We start from the raw sequence: 18,663 nt of genomic DNA, 5'->3' as shown, positions 1-18,663 counted from the left end.
AGTGCGGGTACCCGCCCAAAAAGCGAAACGGCCCGGTTAGGACCGGGCCGCCTGACGGTCGGAGGGGGGCTAGCGCCTACAGTGCGGCAGCCTGCGTCAGCATTTTGAGAGCGGTAGCCTCATCCAAGCGACCCTCGCGCGCCTTCAGCGCCAGCGTTTGGACCAGCGCGGTCGCGATGGGCCCGATGGTTCCCACGTCTTCCGGAATCGCAGAAGCAGCCGGCGCTGCAGCGAAACGCCGCTGCTCTGCCGAAGCCGGTGCGCGGACCGTGGCGGGAGCGGGCGCAAAATCGGCCGCCGACGGTGTGGACACGGGCGCCGATGCACCCACGGAGGCCAGCGCAGGGACTGACACGGGAGCGGGCGCGCGCGTCGGAGCGACAACACCCGTCGAGAGCCGAGGCATCTTGACATCAGCCGGCGCCAGGACACGGGTGGTGGGGCCCTTGCGAGCAGCAGGCTTGCCAGGAATGAGGCCCTGGGCAGCCTCGCGAAGGGCCTTCTTGGTACCACGAGGCTGCTTCGGGCCCGGGTCCAGCATTTTTACGACTGCAGGAGGAATGTCCTTCGCCGTCCGCGGACCATCGAACCAGTCCTTGGGAAGGTGGAGAGCAGTCGTAAACCGCTTGACCTCCGCATCGTCGAGCTTCTTGTTCCTGTGAATCCGATGGGAGATGTTGGCCGGGCTCATGCCCATGATTTCACAGAGCTTGCTCTTGGCACCAGGGGCTTCGGTCAGCACGGCCAAGTTGATGCGGCGGGTGTCGAGGATGTCCTCGCCGGGCGTGTGTGTCGTTGGAGCGGTCGCAGCGGGCGCCCGCGTCTTCTTGGCGGGCTGAGAGCTTTGTTTTTTGGCCATGTCTTCGTCCTGTCGTTGAGGTGCGGCTTCTGTGCTGGCTGGCGCTGCTTCCGGCACCGCTGCGAGCGTCAACTGGACCGGTGCCTGAACTGCCACTGCTGTTTGCGTTTCGGTTGATTCCGCTTCGTTTTCAGTCGCGTTGAAGTTTAGCGGAGATTTTAAACGATTTACAACTTCAGGTGTCAAGCGGGCGTTTACGCGGTCAAGGAACCCGCTGGGCAGCTCTAGCGTTACCTCGATGTGGTACGCAACGTCGTGGGGAAAGTTTTCGCCTCGAAGCAGCTCATTCACGCGCTGCAGTGGCATGTCCAGGGCTAGGGCGAGGTTTTCGACGGAGGTCGCGGCGTCCAGGAGAGCTTTAAAGTTTCTGACCTGGATGGCCGAGGCGAGCTGGGTGGGGTCTATCGCGGGCGGTTGATGCCGTGGCGCATTGTTGCGCTTCTGAAACTCACCAAATTGGGGCTGTCGGTTCGACCGTGCCTGGTGTCTTCCGGGGCTTTGATACATAGGGAGACGCTCCTGAAACGAATAAAGCACGTTAAGACGGCGAGTATAGCCCATGAACACTTTCGATTGCCTGTCTTTTTATCGGTATGAAACAGGCCCTCTATACGCCCAAAGCACTTTGAAGCGGATTGAATGGACCACGATTTTGGCTACGTCTACGTACTCACCAACCCCTCGATGCCGGGGCAGGTGAAAGTGGGCATGACCAGGCGACGGCCTGAGCGTCGAGGCGCGGAGCTGTCCAGTGCCACCGGGGTTCCGCAGCAGTTTGAGCTCTTCTACGCGCGCTCGTTCGAGGACTGCGCGCTCGCCGAAAAGGTCGTGCATTCGGTCCTGGATGAGCAGGGTGCCAGGACGGCGAAGAACCGCGAATTCTTTAACCTTACGCCCGAGCAGGCTAAAGAACTGATTGACAAGGTCGCGGAAAGGCTTGCGGTACCCGAAACGGCCGATGTCTTCGCCGAAGCCTTCACCGCCCGCGCCCAGCAACACCTGACCTTACCCCGGCCTGGCGTCGCCGAGCTGGAGGAGGCTTTAACGCTCTTGGAACACGCGGCGTCTCTCGGTCACCATCTGGCGCCATATCTGGCCGGCGAAACAGCCGTTGCGCTGTCCGAGAGAAAGAAGGGTCCTGCAGGGGTCGCCGAGCGATTGGTTGCTCGGGGCCGCGAGCTCTTTCAGCTGTCCGCGGAGCGCGGAGTCAGTCGCGGCTTCGGTAGGGCCGCCGAGGCCTCTTTGCGCCTGGGAGAGACCTTTGAGTACGCCACGCTCTGGGGCCGCTACCTCGCGGCGCTTCCTCCGGACGAGCCTATTCCCGAAGAGGAGCTCGAATTCATCCTCGTTTTCGTGCACGACCACATGTTCAGCGGCGAAAAGGCATGCCCACCGGTTCATGGCTATCTCCAGGCAAACTATCGTCAGTTGCGCGCCGGCGCACGCGGGGGAGGGGCGTCCAAGGAGTTTCTTGTCTGGCTTGACGAATACGCCAGTACGCTCAGCAGCCGGCTGGTGACAAAGGCGAAGTGGCCCCTGGTCGGCCTCGCTGGTCTAGCGGCATTCTGGGCCATTCGGCCGGAGGCCTTCGTGCTCTTCCTCGCTGCAGCCTTGCTCCTCGCGGGCGTAGGTGCCGGCATCAGAAGGCGGTACCGGACACGCGCCGCTTTGAAGGCATCCAAACGTAAGCCGAAGACGGGCCGAATCGACGTTAGCGGGCGACGCTAAAGCCTTGGCGCAGGAGGATTTACCCCATCCACTGCGCTTTTCGACCCGTAGGTGTAACCGATGAAGACGAGGTTGCTATAGGTGTTTGCTGACGCTTTCTGAAGCACTCAGCGGCCTTTCATCGGCAAGCGGCGTGTCCGGACGCGCTGCTTCCCGGGGAACAAGCAACTACCGACCCACCGGGCGCGCTCGTCGCGATGGCCGGGAATCCAGAGTGGCACCAAGTGCGCCTGGGTCGTGTCGCGGGGCCGTTGAAGCGGGGAAGTTGGTCCGCTGGCTTGGCCAGTCGTTGCTTTCGTAGATTTGTCCTGACGAAACTCGGGGCTCCGCGGAAATCGAAAGAGCAATGGCGCGTGCTGGGCCGGCGGGCTGAAATCCCCTTCGCATTCGTGCGAGCGCCAGCAAAAACCAGACAGTCGGTTTGAGCCAGGCAGGAAACTGCTTGACTGGGTCCACTTGAGGTGACGTCGTCGACGGGACTCGAAGTCGTTGCCAATGGTAAGCTCTACGCTCACCAGGCCGAACGCGTTGACACAGGGCTGCCTTAGCCTAGAGACCGGTGGAGTTCGCTTCACCGCGGTACACGAGGCGGCCACCGTGGGTTTGTTGCAGGTTGCGCTATGTCTCACCAGGCCGACCATGGAATCGACCATTCAGAGGGCTCACGTACGGGAATACGGGGGCCCTTTTTTCTGCTCAGCTGCCGCCTCGCATGACATTCCCCAGGCTGATGACGTTGGAATCGACCTCATGCGGCGTCATTTCGTCCAACCCAAGGAACACCATTCCCCGGCCGGCTGGACCGTCTCCCGCGCAAATGAAAGTGCACCGGCCCGGTGCAGGCAGCGCTTCCGCGGGGCGAAGAAAGTCCACGACGAACCGCGCACGCTCTTCGGAAGCGGCGCAGAAACGATATTCCCTGCCCAGGCGCACGCCCCAGTTGCGATAGGCCGCCTGGCCGGAGAGCAGTAACGCCCTGCGCCGAGCGGCAGCCTGCTTGGCCACTGCGTTGTCGTGCAGGAGCTGCGCCTTTGACAGGGCTTCGGAAGCCAGGCCCCTCGAAAATGCATTCGACCAGACCATCTCGGCCTGGCACCGGTTCACCGAGTCCGCAAAGGAAGCTGCCTCCCGCTCGGCCTCGTCCACAACCTTCCATTGCTGGCAGGCCTGGATGTACGTGAGGTCGATTACCTGCGCTTGCATTGCTGAGGGGCCGGCCGCTTAGTGACCCGCGTCCTCGACACCCAATGGCTTCGCACCGCCGCCGATGATGCGGTAAGGCAGAAAGGCGAGCTGTACCCAAAGGCGAATGCAGCTGTCGAAGTACGCTTCCATGAAATGGTTCCCGTTGAGGTGACCGGCTGTTTAGGCAAGCGACTTAAATGTTTGCGCAACGGCATAAAAGTCAGCGCTACACGACGTCAATCCAGCCAGCCGCTGGCGTCAAGGCTCACTTCGGGAGTTTCCATGAGTCAGTTCACGATGTCGCTGTCCCTCGGCGGAACCCGCGAGATTTACAGCCCCGAAGCTGTGGTCAAAGCCATGGCCCGCTCAGAAGGAACGAACAACGCGCTCCTGATGAAAACCTACGGTCGAATGCTTGACGTCGGTGCCCAGCGCTTCATCTCCAAGCCGTCTTCCTCCGACGCGCTTGCGCCGCTCGCCCAGGCGTGCCCCAACTTCCAGGGCGTGGTCGACGACTTGCGCAAATACCTGGAGCTCGCGCTCTATGGCTCATCCCCGCTCAACTTCGTGCCAATCCTGCTGGCAGGCGAGCCTGGGGTCGGAAAGACGCACTTCGCCGCAGAACTGGCGAAGGCGCTGAACATCCCGCATCGCTTCGTCTCGATGGGCACCATGACCAGTGGCTGGGTGCTGTCCGGGAGCTCGTCGGGCTGGAGCGGTGCACGCCACGGCAAGGTGGCCCAGGCGCTGATTGAGGAGACCATCGCCAACCCGGCGTTCACCCTCGATGAGGTGGACAAGGCAGGTGGCGACCACCGCTATGACCCCTTCGGCGCGCTGCTGCAGTTGTTGGAGCCGGACACGGCCAAACACTTCACCGATGAGTTCCTCGACGTCGAAATCGACACGTCAGGCATCTTCTGGGTCGGAACCGCGAACAATCTCTCGGCCATCCCCGACTACATCCTCCAGCGAATGATGGTGTACGAGGTGCCGTCCCCGACGCGCGCCCAGGCCGCCAGCATCGCTCAAAGCATCTATTCGGGGCTTCTGGCCGCTAACGGCTGGGGTTTCGACCCGGACCTCACCGATGCCGTGCTCGAACACATGGCGGAAGTGTCCCCGCGGGAAATGAAGAAGGCCCTGCTCGACGCCATGGGGTCCGCGCGCCTGGCCAAGCGTGAGACGGTCCTTGCCGACGACGTCGGACATTCGCACGTGAAGAAGAAGACGTCGATGGGCTTTCGAGCCTGAATGCTCGCCGGCAGGATTCGGCGTGATTGAGCGAGAAACGCCGAGCTTTAGCTGGGCGTTATGGCATGAGGCGCCTGCGGCAGCTAGCCGTCGGCTTGCCGGCGGGCCGGAGCCAGGTCAGGCGGACGCGAGGGCGTTCGCCGCGCCGAGATTGGCCAGCGCATCCGCGCGTTCATTGCCTGGGTCGCCATTGTGGCCCTTAACCCAGGTCATCTTCACCTTCCGTTTCGCGAAGAGGGCATCCAGCTGCTGCCAGAGGTCGACGTTCTTGACGGCGTCGCCGCCGGCGGTACGCCAGCCCTTGCGCTTCCACCCGGGCATCCACTCGGTCAGGCCCTGAATTACGTACTTCGAGTCGGTGAAGACCTCGATGCGGGCGCCTTCCGGGACGCGGCGAAGCGTCTCAATGGCCGCCGACAGCTCCATCTTGTTGTTGGTCGTTCCAAGGGCTCCGCCGTGGCCCTCAGCAACCACGGTGCCGGTCTGGTCCCGGAGCGAGAAGCCCCAACCTCCGTTTGCTGCGGCGCCGACCTTGCCGTTGGCCTTGCAAGCACCGTCGCAATATGCGACGTAGCTGAGAGCAGCAGGAGCGGGGGCGGCGAACAGGTCGTTTTGCATTTTAGATTTTCTGTGAGTGGTGTCAGCATTGTAGCAGAAAGCGCCTGGCTCTAAAGTCTAAAACGTTTCCTCTTTCGGGGCATCGTGGATGCACCGATAGCCGCGTGCGGGCCGTTCGCTAGACCAAGCAGGACAACTTTCACTCAAGAGGACAAACCAATGAAAATCAACAGAGTTCGTCAAAGCCTGGTGCGCAATATCAATGCGGGTCTGGCGGTTCTGCTTGTTGGCGCCCCTGGCGTCGGCAAGACGGACGTCGTGCACGAAGTCGCAAGACAAACTGAGCGGGAACTGCTCGTTTCGCACCCGGTGGTCTCCGACCCGACGGACGCGAAGGGCTTGCCCTACCCGAACAAGAAGGGCGACGCAGCGCGGTTTCTGCCGTACGGTGTGATGGCTCAGGCGCTCAGCGCCACGAAGCCGACGCTCTGGTTCCTGGACGACCTTGGCCAGGCTGCCCCGGCGGTGCAAGCCGCCTTCATGCAGCTGCTGCTGGCGCGGCGCATCGACGAGCACGCTCTCCCGAACTGTGTCACCTTCGTTGCCGCCACGAATCGCAAGCAGGACCGCGCCGGCGTCTCTGGACTGCTGGAGCCCGTCAAGAGCCGCTTCGTGACCATCCTGGAGGTCGAGCCTGACCTGGATATGTGGATTGACTGGGCGCTCGCAAAGGGACTTCCTCCGGAGCTCGTCGCTTTCCTGCAGTTTCGCGGGGGCGACCTCTTTCACAAGCCCAACCCGACGACCGAGCTGGTGAACAGCCCGTCGCCACGTACCTGGCACAACCTGGCAAAGCTGCTCAAGGCTGGCGCTGCCGATGACCTCAAGGAGGACAAGGCCGGCGTACTGGAAGAGCTAAGCGGCTCTGTGGGCAAGGAAGCGGCAACCGAATTCGTCAACTTCCTGGAAGTGGCGAAGGACCTGCCGAGCCTGGACGACGTCCTGCTGTATCCGGACACCGCGCGCATCCCTGATGAGGTCTCCACTTTGTGGGTCCTGGCATCGGGGCTCGCATCGGCAGCGACGAAGACCAACTTCGGTGCGCTGAGCACCTATGCAGGACGCATGGTCCAACAAGCCTACGGCGAAGCCGCGGCCTTCATGGTCCGCAAGAGCATCGTTCTGACCCCCGGAATCACCCAAACCGCAGCCTACTCACGGCTGCTGGCTGGTGAGGTGGGCGCATTGCTGTAAACGAACAAGGAATCAATCATGGAAATCAAGAATGCAGTGCTCGTTTCGCTGAACATCAGCGTGTGGCAAGCCAACCGCCAAGATAAGAAGATTTCGGAGCAGGTCACCGACGCCCACCAGGTGACGGACCGCCGCCTCGGACGATTCTGGAAGAGCCTTCTGCCGAAGTGCCAGGTGCTGGACACGCTCTACGCGGCCCAACGGGCGGCGCGGACGTTCCACTACGAAAACACCCTGGCGTGGATGCATGACGGCCCGCGTATCTTGCCGACGGCAAACTACGAGTCCTACATGAAGGCGATGCGCGGCTTCAAGCATCAGTTTGAAGTCGCCGTGCTCGGTCTCATCGACCAGTACGACGGTATCCGCGAAGAAGCGCGCAAGGTGCTCGGCCAGCTGTACAGCGAGAGCGACTACCCTGACAAGCAGTCGCTCAAGTACAAGTACGACTTCGACATGAAGGTGATGACGATGCCGGCGTCTGAAGGGATGCTGCATCTGGGCCTGGCCGACAAGGAGGCGCAAGACCTTTGCGCCAAGCTGGAAGCCGACATGCGCGACACGTTCAAACGGGCCAACCGCCGGATGTGGGAAGACCTGCACGAGCGCCTCGAGCGCCTGTCGGCGAAGCTGATGGACGGGGACGCCTACGTGCGCGAAGAGACGATTGCAGCGGTGCGCGACCTCGCGGACCTTCTGCCTCGGCTCAACGTGACGAACGACGAAAAGCTGGACATGCTGGCAAACCGCCTGAAGGGCTCGTTGACCAACGTCAGCGCCGCGATGGTGAAAAACGACCCCAGCGCGCGCAAGCGCGTCGCGGACGAAGCCAAGACGGTGTTCAGTGTCATGCAGGCGTTCATGGGCCAGAAGCGTGCCCCGCCGGCGCCAATGGCCGCACCTGCGGTCAACGCGACGGTGATGGAGCTCAAGCGTGCAGCCTAAGTCGGCACACGTCAAGCGGGTCATGAAGGCCCGCTCCGACATGCTGGCCGACCAGCCGTTCTTCGGGTTTCTGGCGCTGCGCCTGAAACTCGCCGAGGACCCGACGTGTGCGGGCATGTGGACGGATTCGGTGACGCTGGGATTCAACCCCCGGTATATCGATACCCTGGTCGACGTTGAGCTCAAGGGCTTGATTTCGGCTACCGTCCTGCACATCGTAGCGGGCCATCCCTGGAGGCAAGACAGTCGAGAGACAGTTCTCTGGAACGAGGCGTGCGACGAGGCCATCCATCCGATGGTCCTGAAATCGGGTTTCCGACTGCCGCAAGGCATGGCAACAGGCAAGGAGCACCTCGGATTCTCCGCGGAGTTCATCTACTCGAAGCTTCTCGAAGCTCGGCCGCCGGCTCCGCCGCCCGCGCCCCCCACACCGGAAGGTGGCGGCGGGGACGCGGATGGCGGGGACGGAGGCAGCGACCCCACCCCCTCACCCGAGGGTCAGGAAGGCCCCGAGCCCCGGTCACCGGACAACGGAAGCGGGTCGGGCGAGCCAGAGACCGGCGACGAGGATGGCGAGGAGGATGGCGAGGGCGGGCAACCGCAGGCCGCGCCCGCACCGCCGCAGATGCTGGGTGAAGTCCGCCAGGCCCCCACGGAGGCCGAGAACGGCCAAGGGACCAAGAGCCTGGAGACTGAATGGCAACTTGCCGTGGAAGCGGCGACGCACATGCAGGGGGACCTGCCTGGCAACGTGATGTCACTAGTCGGTGAGGCGCTGAAAAGCAGGGTCGACTGGAAGTCGGTGCTGCAAAACTTCGTCGAAACGTCGATGCACGCCCCGGACTACACGATGGCCGTCGTCAATCGCCGCTACCTGCACCTGGGGTTCATTCTCCCAGGCCTGCGCGGGGCAAGCATGAAGACGTTGGTCGTCGCGCGGGACACCAGTGGCTCGGTGAAGAACGACTACCGGCGCCTGTTCAACGGGGAGATTCTCGACATCGTCGAGCGGCTCAAGCCAGAACGGGTTGTGGTTCTTGACATCGACACGCATATCCGCAAGGTACAGGACATGGTGGACGACGTCGCAGAGGAGCTGGACCAGACCACCTATGGTGGCGGCGGTACGCACTTCGAGCCCGCGTTCAGCTACGTCGAGGACGAGGACATCGAGTGCTGCTGCATGGTCTACCTGACCGATTTGCTGGGAACCTTTCCCTGCGAGGCACCCGACTACCCGGTTCTCTGGGCAGTCCCAGAAGGAAGCAACCGAGGAAAGCTACCGCCATTCGGCGAAATGGTTGAACTCGACGTCGACTGAAAACATCTTTTCCAATCCCGGACGCTCACGCGGTCCGGGATTTTTCTTGGGGTGCGGGTTCCGGTATAGGTCGCTAGACACAGAGCAACAGCCTTGTGCTGGGGTTGCTTCACCTCCCGTTCGCACCTCGCAAAAGGCACGGCAAACGAAGCGTCTCCCGAGCTTCGGCTCAAAGGACACCTATCTCAACACCCATGACAACTCAACCTAGCGGTTGGCATGTCGGGACAACGCGAACATCTTGAAAGCAACAGGCCAACTGCCAAACGGAGAAATCTCATGGAAGTTCAAGAACAATCGAATGTCGACCTCTTCAAGGAGTCGGCACGCCGCATGACCGAATTCTTTGCGTCCAAGGGCGTGAAGGTCAAGAACACCATCGCTCTCGAGGCGCTTTCGACCGCCCTCGGCGCGAAGAACTATCGTACGCTGCTCGCCTCGCTGAATCGGCCGGCCGCCACGCGCGCCGAGGAGGACCCGAATGCCTGGAAGCCTGGGCAGCCGCGATACACCGTGCACGCCCTCTATGAAGACAACAATCAGCGCTACTCGGACGACTTCGGGGGTGCTGACGCGCTAGAGGCCGCGGTCTGCTGTCAAGTTGACCGCAATGCGGACTTCTGCAGCGTCACCATCGCGTCTGTCATCGACCGGGTCACCGGAAAGATTGCCGACACCGGCTGGTGCGGGGACGACGAAATCGGAAAGCACGGAGCGGCGGTCCGAGCCATGCTCGACGTTGCGAAGGGTGTCCTGAGACAGGATACCAAGGTGCCAGAAGACGTGGCCGCAGCGTTTCTCTACCTGAACGTGCAAGTCGACGGAACCAGCACAGAGCTCATCGACGAGATGTCTCCGGGCGAAGGCGACATCAAGGAAAGAAAGCCGGTGACGCTCAAAGCCTACGGCCTTGAGCATGTCGTAGAGCCGGTCGAAGCCCTGGAGACCGTGGCTCGGTACATCCTGGACTGCGTGCATGTGCATGGCTGGGTCAAGCTGACCAACGAGGAGCTTCGCAGCGTGTATCACGCTTCGGCGCTCACGCGGTATTTCGAGTACGAGCTTCGTGGCGCATTATTCGACGAGAACGAGCTCGAAATCCTCGATGAAGCACTGCCTGCGGGCAATCTCGCAGGTCACCCGATGGCCCCAGTCACCTGGCTGGCCATTGCAAACGACGAGCAGGTCTTCGCGCAAGGTACGCATTACACCGTCGCCGGGTCAACTCCCGCCTGACGTCATTCGAGCCGCCATCTTCGGATGGCGGCTTTTTCTTGGCGCTGGCCACGCGCAGCTACAGGCGATACACCTTGTCCACAACGCCGCGTAAGCCGGCGCCGATGGTCGTCGGACGAACGAAGGTAATCCGGTCTGGCGCCAGGCGACGGATATGGCCGCGTCGCAGATGTTGCCGGGGCGGATTGCGCTGGCCGTCAATTTCGTAGCCGCCGGCCCGGGCGGGCCCAGCAGGCGCTTTCATGAGGTCCAAGACCCAGCTCTCGTAGAAGGGTGGTCGGCCGTTTTTGATGCGCTTCTTGTTCAGCTTGTCAGGCGCGGGCATCCGCACACGGCCCACGTTGCTGGCGTTGACCGTCAGGCAGAACCCCAGCGCCGTGCTCGCCTCGTCACGCACATCGATGGATAGACGCGCGATGGCCTGCTCCATTGAACCAGTCTCTTGGGCCATGAGGGCGACCATCTCCGGGCACAGGTTGACGGTCTGGCACTCGTACGTTGCCGTCGTTGGTTTGAGGCGCCCCTGGCTCAAGAGAAACTCGCGCTCCAACTGGTCCGAGCCTGGCAGTGGCTCCTCTGCACCTCGCCAGATGCCCGGGTTCAGTGGGATGAACGAAGCCAGGGGTGCTACGAGCCAGCGCTTCGCATCGTCGTGGTAGTACACGGACGCAACAAAAAAGCCGGGTCGGCTCATGCCTGTGGGGCACAAGGCCGGATACCGTTCGGCCAGGCTGCTGGACCAGCAAGCAGCGATTCTCCTGGAGGATGCAGTTTCCTGGAACGCACCTCCGCCGGCGTATACCTCCTTATCCTGGGGGAAGGGCGCCTCGAGCGCGACGGCATCGAACGGAAGCCGGATGAATTCCGAGAAGCTGTCCGTGGAGTTTTCCAGCGCAACGAGCTCGCCATGTTCGGGCAGGTTGAATTTCACGGCTTCGCGCAGGAGTTGGCCAAGTTGCTCATGGACCGCTGCGGTGGTGGTGAAGCCGTTACCTCGCAAGCCTGGCACGCGCGCTTCGAGTTCCTCGATGGCGGTGGTGGAGTAATTCAGGGCTGTAGGTGACACGCGCGGGCCTTTGCTGGAGTGCGTCCATTTTCTCTCATCAAAAGAAAAAGGCGCCGGGGGGCGCCTTTTGAATCATGAAGAAAGCTCAAGCGATGGACTGGTCCATGTAATTAGGCCTTCGGCATGACCGCTTCACCCACGGGACTGGATGTTACGGCTTCTGCTTCAGGCTCGACGGCGGCAGCGGATGCTACGCGACGACGACCGGCGTGAGCGGCAGTGGTTTCGACGAGCCCAAGGACGAATCCGAGGAACGCGACGAAAGAGAAGGCGAAGCACAAGATGAGGTTCAACGAGATGTTGTAGCCAAAAATCGCGTAAATCGGCCAGGGAGCGTCGACGATGAGTGAACCAAAAGCCAACGCGCACCCGAAAGTGATGAGGCGCTTCGACAGGGGAACCGATTGCTGCTTGTTGCGGGACATGGATACTCCAAAAAATGGTCTATGCGCGGTATAGCAACGGCAGGCGGCGGCCCGAGAAAGCTGAATCTAGCAAGAAAAACCCGACCTCAAAGAGGTCGGGTTGGAATGACATTACTCGATGCCGAGCTTCGCCAGGTCCGCGAGCTTGCGCTGCGGAAGCGGCAGGTCTTTCTTCTTGCACTCGTAGACGTACCTGGCCGCGGCGGTTTCAGCAAATTCGCCGACCGCCGACGTCTGCGTCACCAGCGCAAGCAAAATCTCGTCCACGCGCTCTCCGAGCGGCTCTGCGAGTGCATCGCGCAAGGCCTGCATCAGATAGCTGATGACCTTGGCCAGGCCGCCTTCGGCCGCCTTGGTGGCTTCCTTTCGACGCAGCACGAGGCTGCCATCGTCTCCGAGCCACGCGAGGTGGTCGGGCGCATCGCCGAACTCGAGGTGCAGGGCCCCCTTCGACAGCGCCAGTCCGCGGGATTCGACGAGCGAGGCAAGGTCCTTGGCGAGGTAGATGGTCGACGTCTTGAAGGCTGTTTGCGCTGCCTTCTCGGCAGGCTCCAGCTCCGAATGGGCCAGGACAATGCGGTTGCTCACCAGCGAAGGGAAGGTTGCCCGTCCGTCGGCGGTCCACACGTTATTCTCGAATCGCGCAAGGCGCGAAGGGTCCTGCACTTTCAAGCTTTCGGCGAAGACTGCCTTCAGCTGGCTCGGCTCCGTAAAGCCCCAAAGCTTGAGGGTGTCCAGGGAGACGGCCGTACCCTTGCGCAGCTTGACAATCCGCTTGCCCAGCTCGTCCCCCTTCGGGGCGAACAGAACGACCGGTGCGCGCCAGTCCGACACGAGGTCGAAGTACTTGATGCCGCGGCCGAGTACGGACGTCACCAGCTGAGGGTGGTTTTCCAGCGCGGAGAAGAGCGGTTTGGTGCCGGCCTTCACGGCATTGGCGACTTCCTTCAGCTCTTCCTCGGTGTCCTTTCGGACCTTAGGCTTGTCCTTCTCCTTCGCCACGGTTGCGGGGAAGTGCTTGGCGATGCGGGGCCAAACAGGGCAGCTCGACATGATGTCGTTGCGAGCAACGTTCAGGCTGAGCGTGAAGTCCGGCTTGGTCACGACCTCGCCGGCACAGGAGAACCGGTAGCGGCCGAAGTGGTTCACCAGCACGCCGCCGTTGTAGACATCCAGGCTGTAGCCCTTCGGGTCAAATCGGTAGTAAGCCTCGTTGGTCTCCAGGTCCCAGGCCTCGGTGGCAGGGTCCTTCGTGATGAGCTTCGCGTTCAGATAGACAGCGCCAGGCACGTAGCGCACGAGGCGCTCGAGCTCGGCTTCCAGCTGCAGCAGCTCCGCGTCGCTCAAGGCCTTGTAGAACTTCCCGAAGATGGAGGTACCTTGGCGAGCTTCAGTCTCCTGCAGCACGTAGTCGAGACCTTTGGTCTGGACATCGACGTGCATGAGGAACTCGTTGGAGTGCCAGACGTTGCTTGCGTAGGCCCATTGCTGAGCTCTCCCGAGGCCGAATTTTCCGTATATGCGGTGGTTACCTTCGTCATGCGGAAAGCCCAGGGTTTCAAACCAGGCATAAATTTCTTCGCGCGACAGAAAGCCCGAGCCGTCATCGACGATGGTGTACTCGGTGCTCGAGACGTTGATGTCGACCCGTGTGGCGCCGGCGTCGACCGAGTTCATCACGGACTCGGACAATGCCTTGCCCATCGAGCCGGCTTGCGCCTTGATGAAGGTGTGGATGGCCAGCGGATGAAGGGTCAGCTTGCGACTCTCGATAACAGTGCTCATGGTGTCCTTGAGTTGTGGGAAGACGAGCTTCCGGTTGTGATATTTCCTTGTCCGTCGTCTAGGAACCGCCAGCAGGTGGTCTGGCGCCGTCCCGTTTAGGCAGGGGCGCCGGCATAAAAAAGCCCGGCTGTGGTGACAGCCGGGCGAGAAGCGAGGAGGTGGGGCCTAGTAGTTGGTGGTCCGAGTCAGGTGGAATTTCGCGTCGCGTGCCTGGTTTCGGTTGGCCCATAGCCAGAAGTCCACCGCCTCCACAGAGCACCTGAAGTGTTCGGCAAGTTCATTGACAGCCAGGATGGTTGCCGCACGGATAGCCAGTTCCTCCTGGCTGCCTGCCTCGATGAGTTCCTGTCGGTCGATGGCCGCCGCCCACGCCGGCGAGTAGTCGAGCAGTCCCAGCGCGCGCAGGACTTTCGGCAGCTGGTAGTCGGCCGCGGCGGTCACGTCGAGTCGCACCTCCTGGCCCCCCATGCGTGCGTTCCACTCGCTGGCGGCAAACATGAGGGTGAGCTGGGCCTTCTTCAGGTAGCGGTCGCCGTACGCAAGCGGGAACATGTACGCGAGAACCTGCGCGTCCGCCCAGGCAAGTTCGCCGTTCCAGAGCACGCGCCGTGCAATGAATTCAGCCGCGGTGGTGAGCTTCGAGGGCTCCAGCACCTCGTGAAGGATGCGGGCGCGGGCTTGAGCGGCCGGGATGTCTCCGAAGATGAAGCCGACGCCTTCGTGCGCGATGCGGGAACGCAGTTGGCTGGCCACTTCGGTGCACTGCTCGTGGATGGAGCCGTGACCGCCTAGGCCGCCGAGGGCCTCGAGCCAGGCGGCGTGGAATCCTTCCTGCATTGCAAGGGCGCCGACCTTGCCATTGTGGGCATAGCGGATGAACTGGCCCTCCGCATCGACGTCCCAGAACTGGAAGTTCATCGTGTTCATGACGATGAAATACGGAACGAACATGTGCGGATGCGCAGCCAGCGGGCTGGCACCGAGGGACGAGCCCATGGCGCCGAGGTCAGAGGGTCGTTCGAGGGCGGTAATCGCCTCCGATGCGACGCGCACCATGTGCGGGGTGTAATCGGCTTCAGCGACGACGAGAACGGGGTTTCGAAGTGGGTGAGGGTGCATTCCCTGGTTTCCTTTGAGGTGTGTTGCCTCAAAGGTGTAGGGAGCCCTCTTATCGCTATGGCGGCGATACCTCGCCGTACGGTATACGTGCGCTAGGCTGCGCGGCGCGCGCGCCACTTCAGGAAGTTGACCACAGGTGCTGCGCCGCAGGGGGCGTGCGCCAAATGCGGCTGACCAAGAAGCTCAGCCATCAACAGGCGCTCGGGGCTGCCAGGAGGCTGCTGCCGCAGGTGTGTGAGGTCGGGGGCACGGAGGTCGGCGTACGGAAGGGCTTTGATGGCAAACGCCGCAAAGTCTTGCCAAGGCAGAGCGACGTAGGGCGCCCCGAGCGCCGTTTCGAGCGGCGCGGCCAGGGCGTACTGGCCTGCTCGTGTCAACCACACGCGGCCATCCGCGGCCACGAGGACCAGATGCCGAAAGGTGTTCCAGAATTCCTTGGAGGGTGACGAGGTACGCGCAGCCATCGGCTGAATCTAGCACGCGGGTTTCACATCACAAAATCCAAGAGAAAACGCGTTCTCCCCAATGACAAAGGACCGGTGGTCCGGTCCTTTGAGCTTGGGGGGGAGGGAGGCTATCAGGCGCCGGATGCGGCCTCGTCGCGCTTGCCCAGCAGCTGGAGCTCGCGGCCGACGATTTCGGTCGTGTACTTCTCCACGCCATCCTTGTCGGTGTACTTGCGCGTGCGCAGCTTGCCCTCGATGTAGACCTGGCGCCCCTTGGTGACGTATTGGGCCACCACGTCGGCCAGCTTGCCGTACACGGTCACACGGTGCCACTCCGTCTGTTCCTTGCGCTCGCCCGACTCCTTGTCGGTCCAGCGTTCGCTCGTGGCGACACTGAAGTTCGCGACGGCCTCGCCGGAAGGCAGGATGTTCATTTCCGGGTCGTTGCCAAGGTTGCCGACGATGATGACTTTGTTGATGGACATGGAAGGTTCAGTTCGAAGTGAGAGTGAGTTGTGGGAGGAGGGGGTGGGAAAGGGGTCAGTGCAGGTGCGCGCTCAGCGCGCCCGAGGCTTGAAGTTGTGTAGAGAGGCCCAAGCGTTTGAGGGTCAGGGTTGCGACGTTGAGCGCGACGTCATCAGGCCCTGAGAACCGAGCGACATCGACGGCAGCGGCGAAGGGCGGCAGGAGCGCCGCGGCGTCCTCAATGGGGAGCCCGTCATCCTCGGCAAGCGCCGCAACGAGTTGCAGGAGGTCCTCGACTTGAGCTGTTGGAAGCCCTACGCAGTGCAGCGCCTCGAGCTGACGCGCGAGAGCATCCAGGACCGGCGGGTCGAGGACGACGAGGAAAGAGCCCAGAGAAGGACGGAACCTTGTCTGGCTGCTTGCCTGTCGGTAGACACTGTAGAGGGGGAAGAACCTTCGCATTGCGGCTCATGCCCGCGGAGCTGTGATGCGACTTGTAGAAAGACGAGTTTAGCCCTCGACCTAAAACAATGCTTACGGGATGCATTTTAGGTGTGCTACAATGGCTGCGCTTTAGATTGATGAAAGCGGCTTAAAGTGATTCATTCCGCTCCCGTTCCCCTGTAGCTAAGTTGGCGAGGAAACCGCCTTGAAAATCAAACCCATGTCCAAGTCCCAAGCAATCTCTCTGGCGAAGCTCTTCGCCTTGCAAATCTCCGCCCAAGCTATGCTCGTCACCGATGGCATGACCATGGAGCGCGCCTGCCTCGCGGTCAGCGCGGTGATGTTCGTCCTGCCTTTCATCTCCCGCTCCGTTCGCAGCTTCTACCGCAGCGCGCTCGGCCCGCTGCCGGGGCTCATCCGCCCGTAACTCGCGCCCAGACCTGGCTCTCCATCCGCGCGAGGGCCATGTCCATCAAGGGATGCAGGCGCCTCGTGAGGGCACAGGGCCCAGAGAGCTGGCCGTCGACGTCGGTGCAGGCGAGCTCCGGGCCACCCATCATCTCAGGGTCGTACTCGTACGCGCAGAGCTGCACCCGTTGCTCGCCGGCGAACAGCGCAAACTGAACCCGAGTGGGGTCGACCTGGCTGAAGAGCACGCGCAGCTGTGCCTGGGCGCTGCCATCCCTTGCCGACTGCTCGTTGAGTTCGGCCAGCCCGAGCAAAACCGCGTCGACGAGGTGGGCCGACTGAGCGCCTTGCATCTCAAGGACGGCGAGCGCCTGGCTGCGGCTGAAGGGACGAGGGGTCGTGGTGGTTGTCATGGATGAAAAGTGGGTTCCTGCTCCCGTCTAGAACACGCAGCCGGAAATCTAAATCCATGGGCTATAGGTGAGGCCTCGGCCGTCGCGTGCGCCGCACGCATCCGAGGCTCCGCCTATTCGCCATGACTCAAGCTACACTCGCCTCGGTCCTTTCGTTTCTCCTGCCGTGCCTGCTGTACGCGCAGGCCATCCTGCGCCTCTTCAAGGCGGCGTCCCTCAAGCGCGCCTGGTACACCGTTGCTCCTGCCATCAGCTTTGCCTTCACGTCCCTGTGGCTTTCGAGTTCCATCCGGTCGCACTGGGCAGGCGGTCTGCCGGCGGAATCCGTACAGGCACAACTGAGCATCGGACCGCTCTTCTTCGGCTTCCTGCTGGTGCTGGTCGAGGTCCCATTCCTGGCTGCATGGCTATACACGGCACGAGCACCCAAGCGGCGCGCGTGAGTGTTTTTTGCTGACATCCAGAGAGGCCCGCTATCAATCTTCAACTTCAGACCCCTTTTCTCGACCGCATGAGCCAGCTTGCGGCAGGAATGCGTACCAACTTCATCCAGCTGCAAGGCGCCATCGAAGCGGCCCGCAGCCGTCAACTGACGCCGGGACGCTTCGTCGTGCTGAAAGACACCGACGAGTTGGCCCTTGTGCTGCGCTACAACGACGCGGAGCTCTCGCTGTACCCAGGCCACGACTACCCCGTGGTGGTGCGCACCGGCCTCGGCGAGCAGGAATGTGCGCTAGAGGACCTGCACATGAGCCCCCTCGACCAGGTTGTCGCCGTACTCGAGGACGACCGCCAAGTTTGGGTTCGCGCAGTGCAGACCGGCGCAGGCTGGGTCCTCCACGACGCTCAAGGCCGAGCGCTTGCCCTCGACCAGCTGGTCGAGTTGCACGCGGATTCGTTCTGACCTTCCTTCCAAGTCGCCCCATTGGGCGACTTTCTTTTGGCTAAACGCGCCAGCTACAGGTTGCGTCTTCGAACCCACAACACGCCATGAATCGTCGTTTCGCCCGCTTCCTCCTACTGCCCGTGTTTGGCGTGTTTCTCAGCGCCTTGATGGGGTGCACCGGGAAACCGGACCTTGACATCGTCGCTCAGTGCATTGCCGACAAGGCCACGCCAGCTGAAGTTTCGCGGTATGGCTCCCTGCTCGTGAGCGAGGGCAAGGTGACGCCGGACCGCTGGGCGAGCGTTGGTTGCAAGGGCGGGTGGGCGGTGGCCACGGACAAGGAAGCCCGCCAGAGCGTTGCGGAGAAGCTCCCTGAACTCCTGGTCCCCGACCCGGAGTTCCGAGCGGGCGCGTTCAGCGCCTTGCTGGGTGACGGCGCGACGTTAGAGCAACGTAAAGCAGTGGCGTCCCTTGGCCTCAAGCTGGAGGACTTTGCGAACTTGCGAGAAGAAGCCTTGAACTGCATCCAGGCACCGGAGGCGGTGCTCCTAATGATGGCGGAAAGCGACCTTCCATTCGCCATCGCAGTGCTCGGGAGTCGCGCTGACATCGGCGAACCCGCGCACGCGAGGGCGCTCGCTGCGGCGCTGCTGACCCAGGTCAGCCAGACCGCGAGCCTGAAACGCACCCAGCAGTGCGAGGGCGCTAAGGACACTGAATTTCGCGCGTACGCCGCGGAGCTGGAGAGCTTCATGGCGGGCACGCATCCGTGGGCGCCGGGGTGCCGCGCTGAGATGGACGACAAGGGCATGACGCTCTCGTGCCGGGGCGTCGACAAGCCGTAGGCCTATATCCGCGGGCCGCCC

Annotated in this window: 21 protein-coding genes; 10 read left to right on the top strand and 11 right to left on the bottom strand. The window is 62.3% G+C overall.

Annotated elements, in window-relative coordinates; all coding sequences use genetic code 11:
• Positions 1-76 precede the first annotated feature (76 nt).
• Positions 77-1,420, bottom strand: a complete 1,344-nt coding sequence (locus tag APY03_RS03290) for a hypothetical protein (protein WP_146039459.1) — start codon at positions 1,418-1,420, stop codon at positions 77-79.
• A 78-nt stretch (positions 1,421-1,498) separates the two neighbouring features.
• Between APY03_RS03290 and APY03_RS03285 the strand changes: the two genes are divergently transcribed.
• Positions 1,499-2,587 (top strand): GIY-YIG nuclease family protein, encoded by a 1,089-nt coding sequence (locus APY03_RS03285; RefSeq protein WP_068673844.1) that lies wholly within the window; start codon positions 1,499-1,501, stop codon positions 2,585-2,587.
• 696 nt (positions 2,588-3,283) lie between these two features.
• Here APY03_RS03285 and APY03_RS03280 read toward each other — a convergent pair.
• Positions 3,284-3,733: a hypothetical protein gene (locus tag APY03_RS03280; RefSeq protein WP_146039460.1), complete on the bottom strand. Its 450-nt coding sequence runs from the start codon at positions 3,731-3,733 to the stop codon at positions 3,284-3,286.
• Between the two features lie 321 nt (positions 3,734-4,054).
• On the opposite strand from APY03_RS03280, the gene APY03_RS03275 reads away from it, so the two are divergent.
• Complete coding sequence (locus APY03_RS03275) at positions 4,055-5,026, top strand: AAA family ATPase (RefSeq protein ID WP_068673841.1); 972 nt, start codon at positions 4,055-4,057, stop codon at positions 5,024-5,026.
• A gap of 117 nt (positions 5,027-5,143) precedes the next feature.
• On the opposite strand, the gene rnhA is transcribed toward APY03_RS03275, so the two are convergent.
• Positions 5,144-5,644 (bottom strand): ribonuclease HI, encoded by a 501-nt coding sequence (gene rnhA, locus APY03_RS03270; protein WP_068673839.1) that lies wholly within the window; start codon positions 5,642-5,644, stop codon positions 5,144-5,146.
• A gap of 84 nt (positions 5,645-5,728) precedes the next feature.
• On the opposite strand from rnhA, the gene APY03_RS03265 reads away from it, so the two are divergent.
• The 4 genes from APY03_RS03265 to APY03_RS03250 all read left to right on the top strand — a co-directional run bounded on the left by APY03_RS03265 (position 5,729) and on the right by APY03_RS03250 (position 10,340).
• Positions 5,729-6,838 (top strand): ATP-binding protein, encoded by a 1,110-nt coding sequence (locus APY03_RS03265; protein WP_232081410.1) that lies wholly within the window; start codon positions 5,729-5,731, stop codon positions 6,836-6,838.
• A gap of 18 nt (positions 6,839-6,856) precedes the next feature.
• Entirely contained in the window at positions 6,857-7,783 is a 927-nt protein-coding gene (locus APY03_RS03260) for a hypothetical protein (protein ID WP_068673835.1), read from the top strand.
• A 22-nt stretch (positions 7,784-7,805) separates the two neighbouring features.
• On the top strand, positions 7,806-9,104 hold the full coding sequence (locus APY03_RS03255; RefSeq protein ID WP_146039462.1) for a vWA domain-containing protein: 1,299 nt from the start codon (positions 7,806-7,808) through the stop codon (positions 9,102-9,104).
• A gap of 219 nt (positions 9,105-9,323) precedes the next feature.
• Positions 9,324-10,340: a glyoxalase superfamily protein gene (locus APY03_RS03250; RefSeq protein WP_146039463.1), complete on the top strand. Its 1,017-nt coding sequence runs from the start codon at positions 9,324-9,326 to the stop codon at positions 10,338-10,340.
• Between the two features lie 58 nt (positions 10,341-10,398).
• On the opposite strand, the gene APY03_RS03245 is transcribed toward APY03_RS03250, so the two are convergent.
• The 7 genes from APY03_RS03245 to APY03_RS03215 form a co-directional block, all read right to left on the bottom strand.
• Entirely contained in the window at positions 10,399-11,406 is a 1,008-nt protein-coding gene (locus APY03_RS03245) for a hypothetical protein (protein ID WP_068673829.1), read from the bottom strand.
• Between the two features lie 110 nt (positions 11,407-11,516).
• Positions 11,517-11,831, bottom strand: a complete 315-nt coding sequence (locus APY03_RS03240; protein ID WP_068673828.1) for a hypothetical protein — start codon at positions 11,829-11,831, stop codon at positions 11,517-11,519.
• A gap of 111 nt (positions 11,832-11,942) precedes the next feature.
• The gene (locus tag APY03_RS03235; RefSeq protein WP_068673825.1) at positions 11,943-13,616 is read right to left on the bottom strand and encodes an ATP-binding protein; all 1,674 of its coding nucleotides are present in this window, start codon (positions 13,614-13,616) and stop codon (positions 11,943-11,945) included.
• A gap of 165 nt (positions 13,617-13,781) precedes the next feature.
• Positions 13,782-14,735 carry a queuosine salvage family protein gene (locus APY03_RS03230; RefSeq protein WP_083944134.1) on the bottom strand — a complete coding sequence of 318 codons (954 nt, stop codon included), beginning with the start codon at positions 14,733-14,735 and terminating at the stop codon, positions 13,782-13,784.
• Between the two features lie 92 nt (positions 14,736-14,827).
• Positions 14,828-15,199 (bottom strand): hypothetical protein, encoded by a 372-nt coding sequence (locus APY03_RS03225; RefSeq protein WP_068673821.1) that lies wholly within the window; start codon positions 15,197-15,199, stop codon positions 14,828-14,830.
• Positions 15,200-15,312: 113 nt separating this feature from the next.
• Positions 15,313-15,666: a single-stranded DNA-binding protein gene (gene ssb, locus APY03_RS03220; protein WP_068673819.1), complete on the bottom strand. Its 354-nt coding sequence runs from the start codon at positions 15,664-15,666 to the stop codon at positions 15,313-15,315.
• 55 nt (positions 15,667-15,721) lie between these two features.
• Positions 15,722-16,108 carry a hypothetical protein gene (locus APY03_RS03215; protein WP_068673817.1) on the bottom strand — a complete coding sequence of 129 codons (387 nt, stop codon included), beginning with the start codon at positions 16,106-16,108 and terminating at the stop codon, positions 15,722-15,724.
• Between the two features lie 187 nt (positions 16,109-16,295).
• Between APY03_RS03215 and APY03_RS03210 the strand changes: the two genes are divergently transcribed.
• Positions 16,296-16,517, top strand: a complete 222-nt coding sequence (locus APY03_RS03210) for a hypothetical protein (protein ID WP_146039464.1) — start codon at positions 16,296-16,298, stop codon at positions 16,515-16,517.
• Here APY03_RS03210 and APY03_RS03205 read toward each other — a convergent pair.
• Positions 16,504-16,911: a hypothetical protein gene (locus APY03_RS03205; RefSeq protein ID WP_068673813.1), complete on the bottom strand. Its 408-nt coding sequence runs from the start codon at positions 16,909-16,911 to the stop codon at positions 16,504-16,506. The two genes, APY03_RS03210 and APY03_RS03205, sit on opposite strands and share 14 nt — an antisense overlap.
• Before the next feature lie 122 nt (positions 16,912-17,033).
• Here APY03_RS03205 and APY03_RS03200 point away from each other — a divergent pair, with 122 nt between their 5' ends.
• The 3 genes from APY03_RS03200 (at position 17,034) to APY03_RS03190 (ending at position 18,642) form a co-directional block, all read left to right on the top strand.
• Positions 17,034-17,354: a hypothetical protein gene (locus APY03_RS03200; RefSeq protein ID WP_068673811.1), complete on the top strand. Its 321-nt coding sequence runs from the start codon at positions 17,034-17,036 to the stop codon at positions 17,352-17,354.
• 68 nt (positions 17,355-17,422) lie between these two features.
• Positions 17,423-17,815, top strand: a complete 393-nt coding sequence (locus APY03_RS03195; RefSeq protein ID WP_162571090.1) for an FAD-dependent oxidoreductase — start codon at positions 17,423-17,425, stop codon at positions 17,813-17,815.
• An 86-nt stretch (positions 17,816-17,901) separates the two neighbouring features.
• On the top strand, positions 17,902-18,642 hold the full coding sequence (locus APY03_RS03190) for a hypothetical protein (protein ID WP_102905887.1): 741 nt from the start codon (positions 17,902-17,904) through the stop codon (positions 18,640-18,642).
• Positions 18,643-18,663 lie beyond the last annotated feature (21 nt).

It is taken from the genome of Variovorax sp. WDL1 (assembly GCF_001541225.1).
Classification (GTDB): domain Bacteria; phylum Pseudomonadota; class Gammaproteobacteria; order Burkholderiales; family Burkholderiaceae_C; genus Variovorax.
The sequence above is the reverse complement of the archived record's forward strand: the minus strand, read 5'-3'. Positions and strand labels throughout refer to the sequence as shown.